The organism is Spiroplasma endosymbiont of Monopis laevigella (genome assembly GCF_964019975.1).
GTDB classification, from domain to species: Bacteria; Bacillota_I; Bacilli_A; order Mycoplasmatales; family VBWQ01; genus Spiroplasma_E; species Spiroplasma_E ixodetis_A.
Genome location: NZ_OZ026473.1, coordinates 156,710 through 174,717 on the forward strand (window position 1 = coordinate 156,710; position 18,008 = coordinate 174,717).

At 24.7% G+C, this 18,008-nt stretch carries 15 protein-coding genes, 1 tRNA gene, 1 pseudogene and 1 riboswitch; of the genes and pseudogenes, 14 read left to right on the top strand and 3 right to left on the bottom strand.

The genetic code is table 4. The features are described from left to right. Window positions 1-20 precede the first annotated feature (20 nt). From AACK94_RS00910 to AACK94_RS00925, 4 genes and pseudogenes are all read left to right on the top strand, one after another. Window positions 21-1,259: pseudogene (locus AACK94_RS00910) on the top strand (IS256 family transposase). Between the two features lie 66 nt (window positions 1,260-1,325). After that, window positions 1,326-1,700, top strand: coding sequence for a hypothetical protein (locus tag AACK94_RS00915; RefSeq protein WP_338975833.1), 375 nt, complete (start codon window positions 1,326-1,328; stop codon window positions 1,698-1,700). Between the two features lie 149 nt (window positions 1,701-1,849). After that, complete coding sequence (locus AACK94_RS00920; protein ID WP_338975835.1) at window positions 1,850-2,710, top strand: ATP-binding cassette domain-containing protein; 861 nt, start codon at window positions 1,850-1,852, stop codon at window positions 2,708-2,710. Window positions 2,711-2,747: 37 nt separating this feature from the next. After that, window positions 2,748-3,611 (top strand): ABC transporter permease, encoded by an 864-nt coding sequence (locus tag AACK94_RS00925; RefSeq protein ID WP_338975836.1) that lies wholly within the window; start codon window positions 2,748-2,750, stop codon window positions 3,609-3,611. A gap of 113 nt (window positions 3,612-3,724) precedes the next feature. Here the strand turns inward: AACK94_RS00925 and AACK94_RS00930 are convergent, their stop codons facing one another. Both AACK94_RS00930 and AACK94_RS00935 read right to left on the bottom strand, forming a co-directional pair. Beyond that, on the bottom strand, window positions 3,725-4,780 hold the full coding sequence (locus AACK94_RS00930; protein ID WP_338975837.1) for a BspA family leucine-rich repeat surface protein: 1,056 nt from the start codon (window positions 4,778-4,780) through the stop codon (window positions 3,725-3,727). Window positions 4,781-4,948: 168 nt separating this feature from the next. Then, a complete protein-coding gene (locus AACK94_RS00935) occupies window positions 4,949-5,158 on the bottom strand; it encodes a BspA family leucine-rich repeat surface protein (RefSeq protein ID WP_338976302.1) in 210 nt (69 codons plus the stop codon). A gap of 71 nt (window positions 5,159-5,229) precedes the next feature. Here AACK94_RS00935 and AACK94_RS00940 point away from each other — a divergent pair. Then, window positions 5,230-6,347, top strand: a protein-coding gene (locus tag AACK94_RS00940) for an IS3 family transposase (RefSeq protein ID WP_422397392.1) whose coding sequence is annotated in 2 segments (ribosomal slippage) — window positions 5,230-5,500 and window positions 5,500-6,347 — 1,119 coding nt in all. Because the reading frame shifts where the segments join, the coding sequence is not laid out codon by codon here. Here the strand turns inward: AACK94_RS00940 and AACK94_RS00945 are convergent. Beyond that, complete coding sequence (locus AACK94_RS00945) at window positions 6,303-6,749, bottom strand: hypothetical protein (RefSeq protein ID WP_338975840.1); 447 nt, start codon at window positions 6,747-6,749, stop codon at window positions 6,303-6,305. The genes AACK94_RS00940 and AACK94_RS00945 overlap by 45 nt on opposite strands. A 285-nt stretch (window positions 6,750-7,034) precedes the next feature. Here AACK94_RS00945 and AACK94_RS00950 point away from each other — a divergent pair, with 285 nt between their 5' ends. From AACK94_RS00950 to AACK94_RS00990, 9 genes are all read left to right on the top strand, one after another. Further along, window positions 7,035-7,862, top strand: coding sequence for a purine-nucleoside phosphorylase (locus tag AACK94_RS00950; RefSeq protein ID WP_286642056.1), 828 nt, complete (start codon window positions 7,035-7,037; stop codon window positions 7,860-7,862). Beyond that, window positions 7,837-8,775 carry a tRNA (adenosine(37)-N6)-threonylcarbamoyltransferase complex transferase subunit TsaD gene (gene tsaD, locus AACK94_RS00955; protein ID WP_338975841.1) on the top strand — a complete coding sequence of 313 codons (939 nt, stop codon included), beginning with the start codon at window positions 7,837-7,839 and terminating at the stop codon, window positions 8,773-8,775. Before AACK94_RS00950 ends, tsaD begins: the two co-directional genes overlap by 26 nt. A 10-nt stretch (window positions 8,776-8,785) precedes the next feature. After that, window positions 8,786-9,364 carry a dephospho-CoA kinase gene (gene coaE / locus AACK94_RS00960; RefSeq protein WP_338975842.1) on the top strand — a complete coding sequence of 193 codons (579 nt, stop codon included), beginning with the start codon at window positions 8,786-8,788 and terminating at the stop codon, window positions 9,362-9,364. A 203-nt stretch (window positions 9,365-9,567) separates the two neighbouring features. After that, window positions 9,568-9,733: riboswitch (cobalamin riboswitch) on the top strand. A gap of 156 nt (window positions 9,734-9,889) precedes the next feature. Further along, a complete protein-coding gene (gene nrdF, locus AACK94_RS00965; RefSeq protein ID WP_252319910.1) occupies window positions 9,890-10,909 on the top strand; it encodes a class 1b ribonucleoside-diphosphate reductase subunit beta in 1,020 nt (339 codons plus the stop codon). A gap of 18 nt (window positions 10,910-10,927) precedes the next feature. Beyond that, complete coding sequence (nrdE, locus tag AACK94_RS00970) at window positions 10,928-13,534, top strand: class 1b ribonucleoside-diphosphate reductase subunit alpha (protein WP_338975843.1); 2,607 nt, start codon at window positions 10,928-10,930, stop codon at window positions 13,532-13,534. A 201-nt stretch (window positions 13,535-13,735) separates the two neighbouring features. Next, window positions 13,736-13,826: transfer RNA gene (locus AACK94_RS00975), tRNA-Ser, on the top strand. A 101-nt stretch (window positions 13,827-13,927) separates the two neighbouring features. Further along, a complete protein-coding gene (cls, locus tag AACK94_RS00980) occupies window positions 13,928-15,451 on the top strand; it encodes a cardiolipin synthase (RefSeq protein ID WP_338961075.1) in 1,524 nt (507 codons plus the stop codon). A 50-nt stretch (window positions 15,452-15,501) separates the two neighbouring features. Beyond that, entirely contained in the window at window positions 15,502-16,203 is a 702-nt protein-coding gene (locus AACK94_RS00985; RefSeq protein WP_338975845.1) for an acetyltransferase, read from the top strand. A gap of 14 nt (window positions 16,204-16,217) precedes the next feature. Further along, window positions 16,218-18,002: a hypothetical protein gene (locus AACK94_RS00990; RefSeq protein WP_338975847.1), complete on the top strand. Its 1,785-nt coding sequence runs from the start codon at window positions 16,218-16,220 to the stop codon at window positions 18,000-18,002. The last annotated feature ends 6 nt before the right edge of the window (window positions 18,003-18,008 follow it).

The window sequence follows — 18,008 nt, forward strand, 5'->3', positions numbered from 1 at the left end:
CTAGAAAGAGTGAGTTACAGATGGCTAAAAAAGATAACTTTAATAATAATGATCCAATATCAAAAGCAGTAGATTTATTACTAGAAAATACTGAAGATTTAACAACAGTTTTTAAATCTGGCGGTTTATATAAAGAATTAACAAAAAGATTAGTTGAAAAAATGTTGAATTCTGAAATGCAAAATTATTTAGGATATGAAAAAAATCAACATAGTACTACTGAAAATGCTCGTAATGGTACAAGTTCAAAAAAATTAATAACTCAACAAGGTAAAATTGAAATTGATGTACCAAGAGATCGCAATAGTAATTTTACTCCTGTAATAGTTCCTAAAAGGCAAAGAAGATTTGATGGTTTTGATCAACAAGTTCTTTCCTTGTATGCAAAAGGAATGACATTATCTGACATTAGAATGCAGTTGCAAGAGTTATATCATGGTGCTGATATTAGTGAAAGTGTTATTAGTCAAATTACTGATGATGTTATTGATGATGTTAAAGCATGACAAAATCGACCATTAGAAAGTATTTATCCTATTGTTTATTTTGATTGTATAGTAGTTAAAGTACGACAAGATAAACGGATTATTAACAAATCAGTTTATATAGCATTAGGAGTTGATTTAGAAGGCAAAAAAGATGTTTTAGGATTATGAATTAGTGAAAATGAAGGTTCTAAATTTTGATTAGCAAATTTAACATAAATGAAAAATCATGGCTTAAATGATATTCTTATTGCTTGTAGTGATAATTTAACAGGCATGTCAGAAGCAATACAATCAGTTTATCTTAAAACAGAACATCAATTATGCATAGTTCATCAAATTAGAAATAGTTTTAAATATGTCTCATATAAGCATAGAAAATCTCTAGTTGCAGATTTAAAACCAATTTATACTGCATGTAGTGAAGAACAAGCAATGCAGGCTTTAGAATCATTTGAAAATAAGTGAAATAAACAATATCCTCAAATTGCTAAATCTTGATATAAAAATTGAGATAATTTAATGGTTTTTATTAGTTATCCAGTAGAAATCAAAAGAGTGATTTATACTACAAATGCTATTGAATCTGTTAATAGTCAATTACGAAAAATCATCAGAAATAAAAAAGTTTTTCCTAATGATATGGCAGTTTTCAAAATATTTTACTTGGCAATTGAAAATATAACAAAAAAATGAACATTGCCTATTCAAAATTGAAATACAGCAATTGCTCATTTTATGATAAAATTTGAAGACAGAATTAATCTAAATTAGTAACTTTGTAAAACAAAGATACACAGATTATTAAAAAGCCTCGTTCAAGTTTTATTTCAAGTTATAATGTGTTTACTTTTTATGTTTATTGGCTGTGTAGGTTGAGCATTATTGACGTTAAGATTTGTTCAAGTTGGAGAATTACCAATGGAAAAGAACAGTTATGCTAGTACAATATCATTAATTTCTTGAATTGCTTTTACTCCAGATGCTTGATTTAATTATGTTGCTTCAGCCATTGGAAAATTGCCAAATAATTCTTATGTGGTTGATGGTCATCGAAATTATTCATTGCAGGGAATTCAAATTTTATTAATTATTGCTATCGTTTGTGTTTTAGTTGGTTTAATTGCCGGAATAATTATTTATATTTTAAATAAACGAGAGTTAAAGAAATTAAATAAAACTTCATTTCGTTTTCGTGAGTTAGGAAACGTTTAATTATTTAATTTAATTAAATGATAATGTTTTATAAAACTTGAAAATAAGTATATTAAAGATTCGCTTATAAAAGAGAAACATATCATTATTTATATTTTCCCCTTTTTCGTTTATAATAATTTCATGAATTAATTTAGTTTGGAGGAAATATGAATATAATTAAATTAAAAAATTTAACTAAAGAATATTCTCCAAATATTGGTTGCTTTGATATTAATCTTTCAATCAACAAAGGTGAAGTTTATGGTTTTATTGGTCCTAATGGTGCTGGAAAAACTACTGTTATTAGACAAATGATAGGTTTTATTAAATCTGATACTGGCTTTGCAAATATTTTAGATTATGATTGTTGAAAAGAATCGGCAAAAATTATGGAATCTCTTGGCTATTTAGCTGGTGAAGTAACATTGCCTGATTATATGTCAGGAATTTCTTATTTAAAGACAGTAGCTACTATTAGAAAAAATATTTCTTGGGCATATGTTGAAAAATTAATTAATTATTTTGAACTTGATGCAAAAAGAAAAATTAAAAAAATGTCTAAGGGTATGAAACAAAAAGTAGCGATTATCTCAGCTTTTATGCATAAACCAAAAGTTTTAGTTTTAGATGAACCAACTTCAGGTTTAGATCCTTTAATGCAAGAAAGGTTTAATACTTTAATTAGAAATTCTAAAAATGAAGGTGCAACAATATTTATGAGTTCCCATATTTTTGGCGAAATTGAAAATATATGTGATAAAGTTGCTATTTTTAAAAAAGGGAAAATAATTTCTGAAATATCAATTAAGGAAATACAAAATTCTGCTAAGAAAAATTATGAAATTAAATTTTCAACAGTGAAAGATTATAATGATTTCTTAAATAAAAAATGAGATATTATTGAAAAAAATAATATAACAAAAGTTATTAAAGTGAATGTTTTAAGTACTAATGTTGATAAGTTTTTAAAAGAATTATCACTTTATAAAGTTGCTAATTTTAAAGAATTACCATTTAGTTTAGAATAATATTTTATTAAATTTTATAAGGATGAGGTAAATTTTAATGATTAATTTTAGATTTGTTAAATCACAATTTAAAAATGTTAAAATTCCATTAATATTATTTTTTATAATTTTATGTATTTTAATAGTTCCCATTTTAACACAAGATTATCTTGCTCCAACTATGACATTCATTGGCGAAGAACATGGAGTATCAGGTTTAGGTGGATTAGGTGGCATGACTTATCTTAATTTTGTTTTTTTTGGTATTCCGGGGTTAATATTAATTTTTTCTTTTAGTTTAATTTTAAATCATATTTTAGTTTCTAAAGAAATTGATAAATGTTATTTAGCTTCATGATTAACAATGCCAATGTCTAGAAAAACTATTTTAAATTCAAAACTTTTTGTTTTGCTTTCTTCAATATTAATATTATATGGTTCGGCTTTTGTTTTTCAATTAATTATTTTTCCAATTAGATTTCAAGATTTTAAACTTCAAGAATTTGGATATCTTGTTTTATATAATTTGGGGTTAATATTATTGGCTTTACTTTGAGCATCAATTAATTGAACTTTTATTAGTTACTTTAATAAGTCAGTTATTTCTCTTTCAGTAGCAACAGGTATTTCAACGGTATTTATTTTATTTCAAACAATGACATTATTCTCTTTTATTCCTGAAGTTGAGTACCTTAAATATTTTAAATATATGACAATTGCTTCTTTATTAAATTCTCCATTTAAGTTTGGTGATATTCCAAATATAACACCTGCTCCCGGTGTTACAGAAGTAGCAAAAGCACCACTTTTTTCTATTAGAGCATTAGATTTTGCTTGACAATATCCAATAATGTTAATAGTACCTCTTGGTTTATTTCCATTAGGAAATTATTTTCTTATTAAAAAAGATTTATCTTTGTAAATTGATAATATTGTTTAATAAATGAGTTTAATAAAAATGTCTTTAAAAATTTAAAGACATTTTTATTTATTTAATGTCAATAAGATATTACTTTTTTATTAAAATTTTTGATTTTAGTTTTTAAACTTTGGTAATTTATTAGAATTATCAATTTGTGAACCAATAGCAAATTCTTCATGACTTGTTACTTTATTTACATTTCGTTTTGAAAGATCTTGGTTAAATGATGAAGCACCATAAAACATTGAATTCATGTTTGTTACATTTTTTGTATTTCATTTTGAAATATTTTCGTTAAATGTAGTGGCATTATAAAACATAAAATCCATACTTGTTACATTAGAAGTATTTCAATTTAGAATTTTTTGGTTAAATGATGAAGCACCATAAAACATTGAACTCATATTTGTTACATTAGAAGTATTTCATGTTGAAAGGTCTTTATTAAATGCAGTGGCATTACAAAATATAGCATGCATATTTTTTACATTTAATGTATTTCATTTTGATAAATCATTATTGAATGCTGAAGCACCATTAAATATACTATTCATATTTGTTACATTAGAAGTATTTCATGTTGAAAGGTCTTGGTTAAATGAAGTTGCTTCAAAAAATATACTACTCATGTTTATTACTTTTGATGTATCTCAGTTTCCGATATTTTCGTTAAATGCTGAAGCACGTGTAAACATGTAACTGATATCAGTTACATTAAAAGTATTTCAAGATGAAATATTTTTGTTAAATACTGATGCACCATAAAACATATAAGCCATATCTGTCACGTGAGAAGTATTTCATGTTGAAATATCTTGATTAAATGATTTGGCTTTTATGAACATTTCTCTCAAGGATGTTATTTCTGGTGGTAATTGTTTTGGAACTTTTTCAATAGTTTCTGGCATTGTTACTACTTGTATTTGTTGATTATTTTTAAAAAATCCAATTTGAATAACTTCTTTACTATTTATATTTGACAAATCTCTTTCACTAGTTGTTATTTGTTTGCCATCTTTGTCAATATAAATTGTGTCTTGTTGAGTTTTATTTTGAATATAGTTAGTTGTAATATTATTTTTTTGTATAGTTGAGTTTAAGAAACTCGTTAAATTTCCTGTGGTTGTTGCAAGTGTTAAAACACTTAATGTTTTGATTAATATTTTCATTAAGTTCTCCTTTTTTTTGTTTTTCCCCAATAACTTCTTAAACTTAAGAAGTTAATTATATTTTAAGTCGTTTAAAAATAAATGCAATAAGTGTTTAGTTTATGATAGAAATAAAAATATCTTTGTAAAATACAAAGATATTTTTATATAAATATTAGGAAAAAATTTTTAGTTTTTAAATTTTGGTAATTTATTAGAATTATCAATTCCTGAATTAAGACTAAAATGTTTATGCTCTGTTACTTTTTCTACATTTCAGGTTGAAAGGTCTTGGTTAAATGATGAAGCACCATAAAACATGCAACTCATATATATTACATTAGAAGTATTTCATGTTGAAAGGTCTTGGTTAAATGCTGAAGCACCATAAAACTGGATGGGTTACACTTTATTGGACACTAATTACATAGACAAGTGAACAAATTAGTTAAAAGAAAGGAATTATAATTATGGTCACTATTAACTCATATTCAGATGAATTTAAAAAACAAATAGTAGCTTTATATCAAAGTGGCAAATCAGTATCTTGCCTTGTTAAAGAATACAATGTTACAAGAGCAGCTACTTACAATTGAATTAAGCAATTTACTAATTCAGGTAGTTTTAAAACTAAAGATAATCTTTCAGATTTAGAAAAACAATTAATTCAAGCAAATAAAGAATTAAAACAGTTACGAATGGAAATTGATATTTTAAAGCAAGCAGCACTAATAATAGGCAGAAAGTAGAGATTATTGCAAATAATAAATCTAAATATAAAATTCGCACAATGTGTCATTTTTTAAAACTCTCTAAATCAACATATTATTTTAATTTAAAGAAAAAAAATAAAATTCAAAATAATATTTATGAACAAGCTGTTATTAGTGCTTTTAAAGAAAATAAAGAAGTTTATGGTACTAGAAGATTAAAAGTCATACTAGCAAACCAAGAAATTTATTTATCACGCAGAAAAATTAAAGAAATTATGAATAAGCATAATTTAATATCAAAATACACTAAATTATCATTCAAAAATTATCATAATAAAGTCAATGATAGTCAAATAACCAATCTTGTTAATAGAAACTTTAATAATAGAATTAAAAATGAAGTTATTGTTAGTGATTTAACTTATGTTCAAGTTAATGGTAAATGAAACTATATTTGCCTATTAATCGACCTATTTAACCGCGAAATTATTGGACATAGTGTTGGAGTTAAAAAACCTGCATCATTAGTATATCAAGCATTTATGCAATCAAATCACTGTTTAAAAGATATTGAAATATTTCATACTGATCGCGGTAATGAATTCAATAATAAAACTATTGATAAACTTTTATTAGCTTTCAAAATAACTCGATCTTTAAGCAAAAAAGGATGTCCTTATGACAATGCTGTTGCTGAAGCAACTTTTAAAACTTTCAAAATTGAATTTATTAATGATAAAAATTTTACATCATTAATCCAATTAAAATTAGAATTATTTGATTACATCAATTGATATAACAACATAAGAATTCACAGCACTTTAAACTACCTAACTTCAGTTAGTTATCAAAAACAAATGTCTACCAAAAAATAGTCCTAAAAAGGGTTGCCATTCCACTATACCAAAAGTTCCATCATGATAAATAGATGGTTCATTCATACGTACATGTTTTAATTTTGCAAATTCTTGACTTTTTAATGCTTCTCGTTGTTTTCTTTCTTCTTGACAATATGGTCTATTTTTTATTACTTCTATTTGTTTATAATTATTTATTCATTTTTTTTCTTCTTTTCGTAATTTTTGTTCTAATGGTTTTATAGTATTATTTGTTTCAACTACTCGTTCTGCTTCTGTTATCCAATTTATTTTATCTAATTTTTCTCATTCAAAATATATTTTTTGTTGTAAATATTTTTGATTTTCAGAAGAATTTTTCATTTTTCTTTGGCATTCTTCTATTTCTTTTTTATTTCCTTTAGTTAAATTTTTAAACATTTATGTTTCCCACCTTTTTAAAATAAAAACTCATTTACTTTAAAATAAAGTAATGAGTTTTTTATAAACTAAACATTATTTAGTTTTAGTAAATTATACTAAAAAAACTAAAAAGGTGTTGATTAAACTTTTTTAGATTATTTTTTATTTTCTTTAATTAGTATGAAAAGTTATAAAATTAAATTTAATTTTTAAAATAAAAAACCAGTCATTAAAAATATTAATGTTGTTACTAAATTAACAATATATTATAATAACTATTATTATTTAAAAAAAGGAGAATATATGGAAAATAAAGAAAAAATTCCAACAGCTCATATTAAAGCTGCTCGTGATCAAATTGCAAAAGTAGTAATTATGCCAGGCGATCCATTACGTGCTCAATTCATTGCTTCTAATTTTTTACAAGATTGAAAACAAGTAAATAATGTTCGTAATATGCTAATGTTTACTGGAAAATATAAAGGATATAATATTACTATTGCTGCTAGTGGTATGGGTATGCCTTCAATTGGTATATATTCATATGAGTTATTTAAATTTTATGATGTTGACTGTATTATTCGTGTTGGTAGTGCTGGTTCATATCAAAAAGATGTTAAAGTTTATGATATTATTAATACTACTAAAGTATATAGTGAATCTACTTTCGCTAAATATGCTGCTAATATTGATGAAAATCAAATTGAATCTGTTGGTAATATTAGCAAAATTATTAATAAAGTGGCACAAAAAATTGATAATGAATTTGATCAGCAAAAAAATGAAAATTCTTCGTATATAGTAAGTGAAAAAATAAATTTAAGATCAGGTTTAATTCATTCAAGTGATGTATTTTATCGTATTAATGATAATGATTATAAAACTAATCCTTTAATTAGCAAATGCTTAGCAGTAGAAATGGAATCTTTTGCTTTATTTGCTAATGCAAAACATTTAGAAAAAAATGCTGCTTGTTTATTAACAATTTCTGATTCTTTTATTACCGGTGAATCAATTTCAGCAACATTACGCGAAACTAGTTTTAAAAAAATGATGATTTTAGCTTTAGAATCAGCAGTTGCTTATTATAAAGAAGAGGATATTGATGATAATCTTAGCAATAGAAACTAGTTGTGATGAAACTAGTGTTGCTGTTATTAAAGATAAAAATGTTTTAAGTAATATTATTGCTTCACAAATTAAGCTTCATCAACAATATGGTGGTGTTGTTCCAGAATTAGCAGCACGAGCTCATAGTGAAAATATTGCTACTGTCTTACAAACAGCAATTGAAAAATCTAACATTTCAATTATGGATATTGATTTTATTGCTTATACTAATACTCCTGGTCTTGCTAGTTGTTTACACGTAGGTAAAATTATAGCAGAAACTATTGCTGCTTATTTAGAAAAGCCATTGCTTCCATGTAATCATTTGTATGGACATTTGTATGCTTCTTTAATTAATAATGAATGAGAATTTCCAGTACTTGGTTTATTAGTTAGTGGTGGTCATACACAGTTGATGTTGGCAAATGAACATTTAAATTTCACTATACTTGGTCAAACATTAGATGATGCTGTTGGTGAATGTTATGATAAAGTTGCAAGAATGTTAGGTTTAAAATATCCCGGTGGTCTTGAAATTGAACGAAGTGCTAAATTGGGAAAGCCAACTTATAAATTACCATTACCTAAAAATGATAATAGTTTAGATTTTAGTTTTAGTGGTTTAAAATCAGCATGTGCTAATTTGATAAATAAAGAAAAAGGTAAGTTACAATTTAATAATTTTGCAGCTTCTTTTCAAACAACAGTTATTCAAGTGTTAATTAATAAAATTGAATTAGCATTAAAAAAAAATAATCCAAAAACTTTAGTTTTAGCAGGAGGAGTTAGTGCTAATCAGCAATTAAGATTAGCAGTATTAGATTTAAAAAATAAATATCCAAATTTAAAAATAATTGTTCCAAAATTAGAATACTGTACTGATAATGCAGCAATGATTGGTATTCTTGCAAGTTATCAAATTGAACATAAGTAAGGGTGAACTCATGATTATTGGTATTATTGGTGAAGCGGGAGTAGGTAAGACAACCGCTACAAATTTTTTTCAAAATAAAGGTGCGTATGTTATTTTTGTTGATAAAGTTGTTAAACATATTTATACACTAAAAGAAACAAAAAAAGCATTAATTAATGAATTCGGTAATACTTTTATTAATAGTGATAAAACAATTAATAAAATAAAATTACGGTATGAAGCGTTTCAACACCCTCATATTTTACGTAAATTAGAAAATATTATTTGACCAAAAATCGTAAAAATTGTTGAAGAAGATATTATTCGTAATAAAATACACCAAGAATTAATTGTTATTGATTGTGCAGTATTATTTAATGCAAATTTAAATTTATTAGTTGATAAAATTCTTTTAATTGAGGCTGAGGAAGATAAAAAAATCCAACGAATAAAAGAACGTGATAATGTTAATGATTTACAAGTTATTTCACTATTAAATCAACAAAAAAAATATTTAATTTTAAATAAAGATATTGATTTTATTGTTAAAAATAACGGCACTATTAATGATTTTATTAAACAATTACAAAAAGTTGAAAAAAATTATTAACAAATAAAGTATAAAGATTAATGTTTTTTTACTTTAAAAAACAATAGTAAAATATATTAAATTATTTTTGTATATTAAAATGAAAATTTTCATAATAAAAAAATTAAGAATAATTTTAAAATAGTTGAGGTTAAAAAAATACATAGTAATGTATTTATAAATTACCAAAATTGTTTTTCTTGTAGTAGAATATTTATACAACTAAATAACAAGGAACTTTAGATGTTCGGGAAAAAGATGAGAATTCTTTGCTGCCCCAGCAACTGTGATGTTGATGAACGTTACAAAACCATTGAAGATAAAACTTTGAGAAGGGTAACAAGTAAAATGAAGCTAAGCCAGTAGACCGGTCTAATTTTTTAAGTGATATTATATTCCTGGGCGTGAATTAATGATTATTTTTAATAATTACTTTTATTTTTTAATATTTGTAATTTTAATCAAGTAATTTTTAATAATGACAACATCCTTTATATAATATAGGGGATGTTTTAGTTGTTTAATTAAGTAGAGGGGTAATAATAAATGGCAAAAGATAACAAATATTTTCAACAATCACAGTCACCATTAGAGTATATTATGAAAAATTTTAATGGAAAAATGCGATCTGTAAATTGAAATGTAATCAATGATGAAAAAGATTTAGAAGTTTGAAATCGTATTACTCAAAATTTTTGGTTACCAGAAAAAATTCCTGTTTCTAATGACTTGACTTCTTGAAAAACATTAAATCCAAAATGACAAGAGTTAATAACAAGAACATTTACAGGTTTAACTTTATTAGATACAATTCAGGCAACGGTTGGTGATATTGCACAAATACCTAATTCTTTAACTGATCATGAACAAGTTATTTATACAAATTTTGCTTTTATGGTAGCAGTTCATGCTCGATCATACGGAACAATTTTTTCAACTTTATGTTCTAGTGAGCAGATTGAATCTGCTCATGAGTGAGTAATTAATAATGAAAGTTTACAAGCCAGAGCACGTGCACTAATTCCTTATTATACAAGTGATGATCCTTTAAAATCGAAAGTAGCTGCCGCTTTAATGCCGGGTTTTTTATTATATGGTGGTTTTTATTTACCATTTTATTTATCTGCTCGTAGTAAATTACCTAATACTTCAGATATTATTAGATTAATTTTACGTGATAAAGTTATTCATAATTATTATAGTGGCTATAAATATCAAAGAAAAGTTGAAAAGTTACCAAAAGAAAAACAAGAAGAAATGAAAAAATTTGTATTTGATTTATTGTTTAAATTAATTGATTTAGAAAAGCAATATTTGACAGAATTATATCAAGAATTTAATTTAGCTGAAGACGCTATTAAGTTTAGTTTATATAATGCTGGTAAGTTTTTACAAAATTTAGGATATGATTCACCTTTTAGTGAAGAACAAACAAGAATTAAACCGGAAATTTTTAATCAATTATCAGCTCGAGCTGATGAAAATCACGATTTCTTTTCAGGTAATGGTTCATCTTATGTAATGGGCATTACTGTAGAAACGCAAGATGAAGATTGAGAATTTTAATTTTAAAGGAGTAAAAAAATGCATAATGATGTTGTAAAAGTTTCAAACCAAAAAATATTAAAGCCAGAAGGAAAAATTCATGTTGTTTATTTTTCTTCTTTGTCAAATAATACTCATCGTTTTATTCAAAAATTAGAGGTTTTAAATTCAAGAATTCCTCACGATTTACAAGAGGAAATTTTAGTTGATAAAGATTATGTGTTAATAACACCAACATATAGTGGGGGTGGTGATATTAAAGAAGGGGCAGTTCCTAAACAGGTAATTAAATTTTTAAATAATAAGCAAAATCGTAATTTTTGTCGTGGTGTTATTGCGTCGGGGAATACTAATTTTGGTGATACTTTTGCAATTGCTGGGCCAATTCTTTCAAAAAAATTAAATGTCCCACTATTATTTCAATTTGAATTATTAGGAACTCAAAATGATGTATCAACAATAAAAAATATATTAGTAGATTTTTGAGATAAAGATAAAAAAAATACTAATGAAATAAATACTTTATCTGGAACTTTAGAAAGTGATGAATATGTTACTTTAAATGCTAGAGCAAAAACTACTAATAATGCACAATTTGATTTGCAAGCAGCACAATCTTATATGAAAAATCATATTAAACCAAATTTATTGCTTTTTAAAACCGTTAAAGAAAGAATAGAATATTTAGTAAAAAATCAATATTATGATGAAACAATAATTAATAAATATTCAATTACGGAAATTGAACGATTAACAAATGAAGCATACAGTTTTAATTATCAGTTTACAAGTTTTATGGGTATTTTAAAATTTTATAATTCTTATGCTTTAAAAAGTTTTAATGGTAAACAATATTTAGAAAATTATGAAGATAGAGTTGTTATGAATAGTTTATTTTTTGCTGATGGTAATATTGAACATGCTAGTAAAATTTTAAGACAAATTATGTCTGGTAGATTTCAACCAGCTACTCCCACATTTTTAAATGCAGGGAAAAAACAAAGAGGTGAATACACTTCATGTTATCTTTTACGAATTGAAGATAACATGGAATCAATTGCTCGAGCTATTACTACTTCATTACAGTTATCAAAACGTGGTGGTGGAGTTGCTTTGTGTTTAACAAATTTAAGAGAATTTGGAGCGCCAATTAAAAATATTAAAAATCAAGCAACAGGGGTTATCCCGGTTATGAAAATTCTTGAAGATTCATTTTCATATGCTAATCAACTAGGTCAAAGACAAGGTGCTGGGGCAGTTTATTTAAATGTTCATCATCCAGATATTATGTTATTTTTAGATTCAAAGCGTGAAAATGCAGATGAAAAAATTCGTATTAAATCAATGTCTTTAGGAGTAGTTATTCCTAATATTACTTTTGAATTAGCAAAAAATAATGAACAGATGGCACTTTTTAGTCCTTATGATATTGCAAAAGTTTATGGTAAAGCAATGACAGATATTTCTATTACTAAAGAGTATTATAATATGTTAAAAAACCCTGATATTAGTAAAAATTTTATTAGTGCTCGCAAATTATTTCAAATGATTGCTGAATTACATTTTGAAAGTGGATATCCTTATTTATTATTTGATGATACAGTAAATAAAAATAATGCTCATCCTGGTAGAATTGTTATGAGTAATTTGTGCAGTGAAATTATTCAAGTAAGTACAGCTAGTGAATTTAATAGTGATTTAAGTTTTAAAGAAATTGGTGAAGATATTAGTTGTAATTTAGGAAGTATTAATATTGCAAAAGTAATGGAAAGTGGAAGTGAATTTGGTGAGGTTATTTTTCAAGCAATTCATTCATTAGATCACGTATCAAGAAGTAGTGATTTTTCTAGTGCTCCATCAGTTGCATATGGAAATAAAAAAAATCATGCTTTGGGTTTAGGCGCTATGAATTTACATGGATTTTTAGCAACAAATCATATTTTTTATGATTCAAAAGAAGCAATTGATTTTACTAATATTTTCTTTTATGTTATGGCTTATCATGCTTTTAGTGCTTCAAATAAATTAGCATTAAAATTTGGAAGTTTTAGTGGATTTAAAAATTCAAAATTTGCTGATGGTTCATATTTTGATAAATATATAAAATGTCAGTCAGATAAATGAACTCCTGAAACAAAAAAAATACAAGAATTATTTGCAAAATATAACATTATGATTCCAACTCAGAAGCAATGAAAAGAATTAGTAATAAAAATTAAAGAAACAGGATTGGCTAATTCACATTTAATGGCAGTAGCACCCACTGGTTCAATTAGTTATTTATCTTCATGTACACCAAGTCTACAACCGGTAGTTGCTCCTGTTGAGGTACGAAAAGAAGGGAAATTAGGTCGTGTTTATGTTCCTGCTTATAAGATTGATGATAATAATTTAGCATATTACACTGCAGGTGGATATGAATTAGGCCCTAATCCAATTATTGATATTGTAGCAGCAGCACAACAACACGTTGATCAAGCAATTTCTTTAACTTTATTTATTACTGATAAAGCGACAACTCGTGATTTAAATAAAGCTTATATTAGAGCCTTTAAAAAAGGTTGTTCATCAATTTATTATGTTCGTATTCGTCAAGAGGTTTTAGAGGATAGTGAAAATTATCAATGCAATGTTTGTGTTGTATAAATTAATTAGATTATTGAATAGTGGTTTCAAGTAATAAATAAATTTGTAACAAATTTAGTAATATATTATTTATTTAATTTAAAAAATAGTGAAATTTTATTTTGGAATATAGGATTTTTAAAAAAAAATTAAAAAATACATAGTAAATTTTAAAATTAAAGTTATAATAATAATTGTAAAAAAAATAATTATTATAACTTTGGAGTGGTACTCAAGAGGCTGAAGAGGACTGATTGCTAATCAGTTAGGACGGGAAACTGTCGCGAGAGTTCGAATCTCTCCCATTCCGCCATTATTTAAAAAGCATTAATTGCTTTTTTTTACTTTTAAATAATAAATTTATTAATAATTAGATATAATTTAATAAAGAACTCTTTATATTAAGGAGAAATCATGCGTAAACGAGTAAACTTACTTTTATCATTAATCTTATATATTGCTTTGATTGCAACAATAGTTTTCGTTATATTTAATTATATTAAATATTCATGAATTATTTTGATGATAATTATTACTTTAACTATTTTAACTGGTATTATTATTTTTATTACCAATCGTATGCAAGATGCAAAACTATCATGAATTATGGTTACCTTATGTTTGCCAATCATCGGTATTTTTTTATATTGAACTTTTGGTCGTCCTTATCGTTATCGACGAAAACAAAAAGCTTATTTAAAAACAAATAGTTATTTTTATACCCAAGAAGATTGAACTTTTGCTAATTCAATTTTAGAATCAAAAAAAATAACTTTGAGTGATGATACTTTATCTTTATTTAACTATACAACAAGAATTTCTCATCGACCATTTTATAATAATACTGATGTTCAAATTTTAAATAATGGTCCTAATAAATTTGTTAAATTAATTGAAGATTTAAAACAAGCAAAAAGTTATATTTTTATTAATTATTTTATTCTTGGTGAAGGGGAACTATTAGAAGTAATTATTAATGTTTTAAAAGCAAGGATTGAAGCAGGAGTTAAAGTTTATATGATTTATGATGCTGTTGGTTCATATTTTAGTTTATCTAAATATAAAATATGAAAAATGAAAAAAATGGGAATTATTATTCATAAATTTTCACCAGTTAGATTACCATTTATGACAGGAAATTATAATTTTCGTAATCATCGTAAAGATATCATTATTGATGGGAATATTGGCTATGCTGGTGGAGTTAACTTAGCAGATAACTATATTTATCTTTCTGCAAAGTATGGCTTTTGAAGAGATACCCAAATTAGAATTGTTGGGGAAGCTGTTAAATCAATTGATTTAATATTTAGACAAGATTGGCATTTTATTACTGGTAATATTCTTGATATTAGTGCTGAAAAATCTGAAATAAAAATTAAAAATAATATTATTGTCCAAGTAATTGATGATGGACCGATTACTAAAGAAACAATTCAAAAAGATTTATTTATTAAATTTATTAGTAATGCTAAAAAGCGAGTTTGAATTAGTACTCCTTATTTAATTCCAACTAGCGATTTAATTACTGCATTGCGTAATAGTGCTTATTCTGGTGTTGATGTTAGATTATCATTACCCGGAATTACTGATAAATTTTTATCATTAGATATGTCAAGAACTTATTATGATTCATTGATTGAGTCAGGTGTTAAAATTTATGAATATAATAATGTTTTTAACCATTCTAAGTCTGGTATTTTTGATGATGATATTACTATTATTGGTTCAACTAATCTTGATTATCGTAGTCTTTATTCAGATCATCAAACTTTAGTAATTGTTTATGATAGTAAAACAAATAGTGATTTATCTGCTTCATTTGAAAAAGATTTTATTCATTCTAGTTTAATTATTAGTAATCCACTACTACATCGTAGTTTTGCCTATCGGGGTGTATTTTTATTATTGCTTAGAATTTTAGCACCATTATTTTAAAAAAATTTAGTATAATTAGGTAAATATTAATAATAAGGTGGTCATAATTTATGGGTTGAAGTCGACGAATTAAAAAAATTAAAGAATATTTTAGTGATGAAAATCAACCTAATTTGGATATTTCTAAATTATCAGAAGACAATGAAAAAAAAACTCCTTTTTTTAATAGGTTTAAAAAACAAAAAAAAACTAATAAATCTTCTACTTTAACGAATAATAAAAAGCGCAATAATATTTTTTTAAATTTTAGAAGAAGATCAACTATTAAAATTATTAAACATTTAGAAAATAAAAATATTTTTAACTTATTTTTTTATACTGATGTTAGTAACATTACATTAATATTAGAACAAGGAATTAAACCTTCTTCACAAATTAAATTATTGCCAAAGCAAGAATATATTGTTTGAACTTATTTAGAACATGCTACTTATTTAGAATTAGAGTTAGGTAATTCAACACGTCATTTTTTTTGAAAGTGATGTGCAGAGCAAAATGTTGATGTTAATAAAATAGCTATTATTTCTGTTGATATTCATAAATTATTTCAAAACACTGTTAAAGATTGAGGTTTAAATGTTGATACTAATCGTGTTCAAATATATGAAGCAATTCCTGTTGAAGCTATTGATTGAATTTTGGTTAAAGATCGCAAAATGTTTCGTTTAGCTAAATTATATATTGATAATCAAAGACTAAAGTTAAAACTTTTCCAAGGAAATAATGGTAATATTACTTTAGGCTCTGATTAAATGGAGGTAAAATTATGCGTTGATCTGCAATTGTAATTATTGCTTTAATTCCTTTTATGACAATAATAATTATTTTATTTATGCGTTTAAATCATCGTAATAATCAATATTATAATGTTATCCATGGTGATTTGTTAAGTTTAGTTCCATTGAAAATTGATTTAAAAAATGAAATTATTACTTTTTCTGAACGCTTAGAAGTTTTAAATCGTAAAAAAAGAATTTCATTGTTTGTATTTAAATCAATGATGAATCGTAAAACTAAAGTAAAAATTGAAATTTTTATTCAAGATTTATTAGTGAATAAAGTTCCATTTGAGCCGTGTCATTTTTCGGTTTCCTTTCAATTAGGAAGTAAAGTTATTGTTTATGATTTATCAATTAATTATTTTGATAATAATAATAAAGTTTTGTATGGTCAAATGCAAAGTAATATTCGTTATAATCGTTTTGCTATTTCACAAGCAATTATTTTACAACAAAATGAGTTAACAGTGGTAAAGTCAGTTTTTGTGCAAACTATTTTAGATAATTTTAGTCAAAAAAAATATAATGAAAAAATAAATAGTCAATTTGAATATATGATTTTAATAAAAATAAAAAATTATTTAGCATTAGAAAATATTTTAACTGTTAATAATATTGAACGAATGGAGTTATTAATTTCATATTATAGTAAAATAACTTTAGGATTAGATAATACTATTATTTGTAAATATTATGATGGTCAGTTTTTAATTTATTCTAGAAATAAGAAAATAAATTTATATCGATTCCAAAAAAAAATAAATAGTTATATTAAACGTAATTTAGTAGAAAAAAGTAGTTATTTGCAGATTCAAAGTCAAATATTATGTGTTTATGCTTCAGTAAAAACTGATGCTTCAAATGTCTATATATTATATAATAAAATTATTGATAAGAATCAATTAGAAGTAGTACAAAGTAGAGACTTAATTGAAATTAAATTGAAGACAAATGATATTTTAAATTATCCTGATTATAATCATTATTCGCTTCTACAATCAGAGCAAATGGAAAAATTATTAAGTGTTAGTATTAGACCAGTGTATAAAAGTGATAATTCAAATGAGCCAAATTGTTACTATGCTTGATGAAATTTTGTTAAAAACTCTTATTATGTTTCGTTTATTGTTTTGATGCGTAATATTCAAGATTCAGGATTGTGATGAAAAGTAAATGAACCTTTATTTATTCAAACATTTGAAAAATTTGCGAAATTAAAACAAGAAAAAAACCTTATTCTTCCTGTTAGTTTAATTGAGTTACAAGATAAAACTATTTTAACAAAGTTGATTGCTCTCGTTAATAAGAGAAAAAATCTTTTTGAAAATTGTGATTTAATTTTTGATTTTCAAGATATTGGTGAAATTAATAGTTGGAATAAGTATGATTCAATTATTAAAACTATTCGTAGTAATAAAATAAAAATTTCTTTTACTCATGATTTACGTCATATTGATAATTTTAAATTAATTAATCATTTTAAGCCTAATTATGTAGTTTTAACTTCTAATTTATTAGAACAAGTTACTTTTAGTTTTAGTAAATATATTGATGTTATTATTTGTTTGCATTATTTAAGAATTTTAGGTATTAAAAATATTTTAGCTCGTGGTATTATTAATGTTCCTGAAATTATTGTTTTAAAAGGATTAAAGGTTGACTATTTACTAGGAAAAGTATTAGAATCAGAACAAGCAAATAAAGTGCTAGATGCTTTAAATTATCCAAATTATTGGAAATGACATAAAAGTCAATCAACGAAAGGTGAATAGATCGTT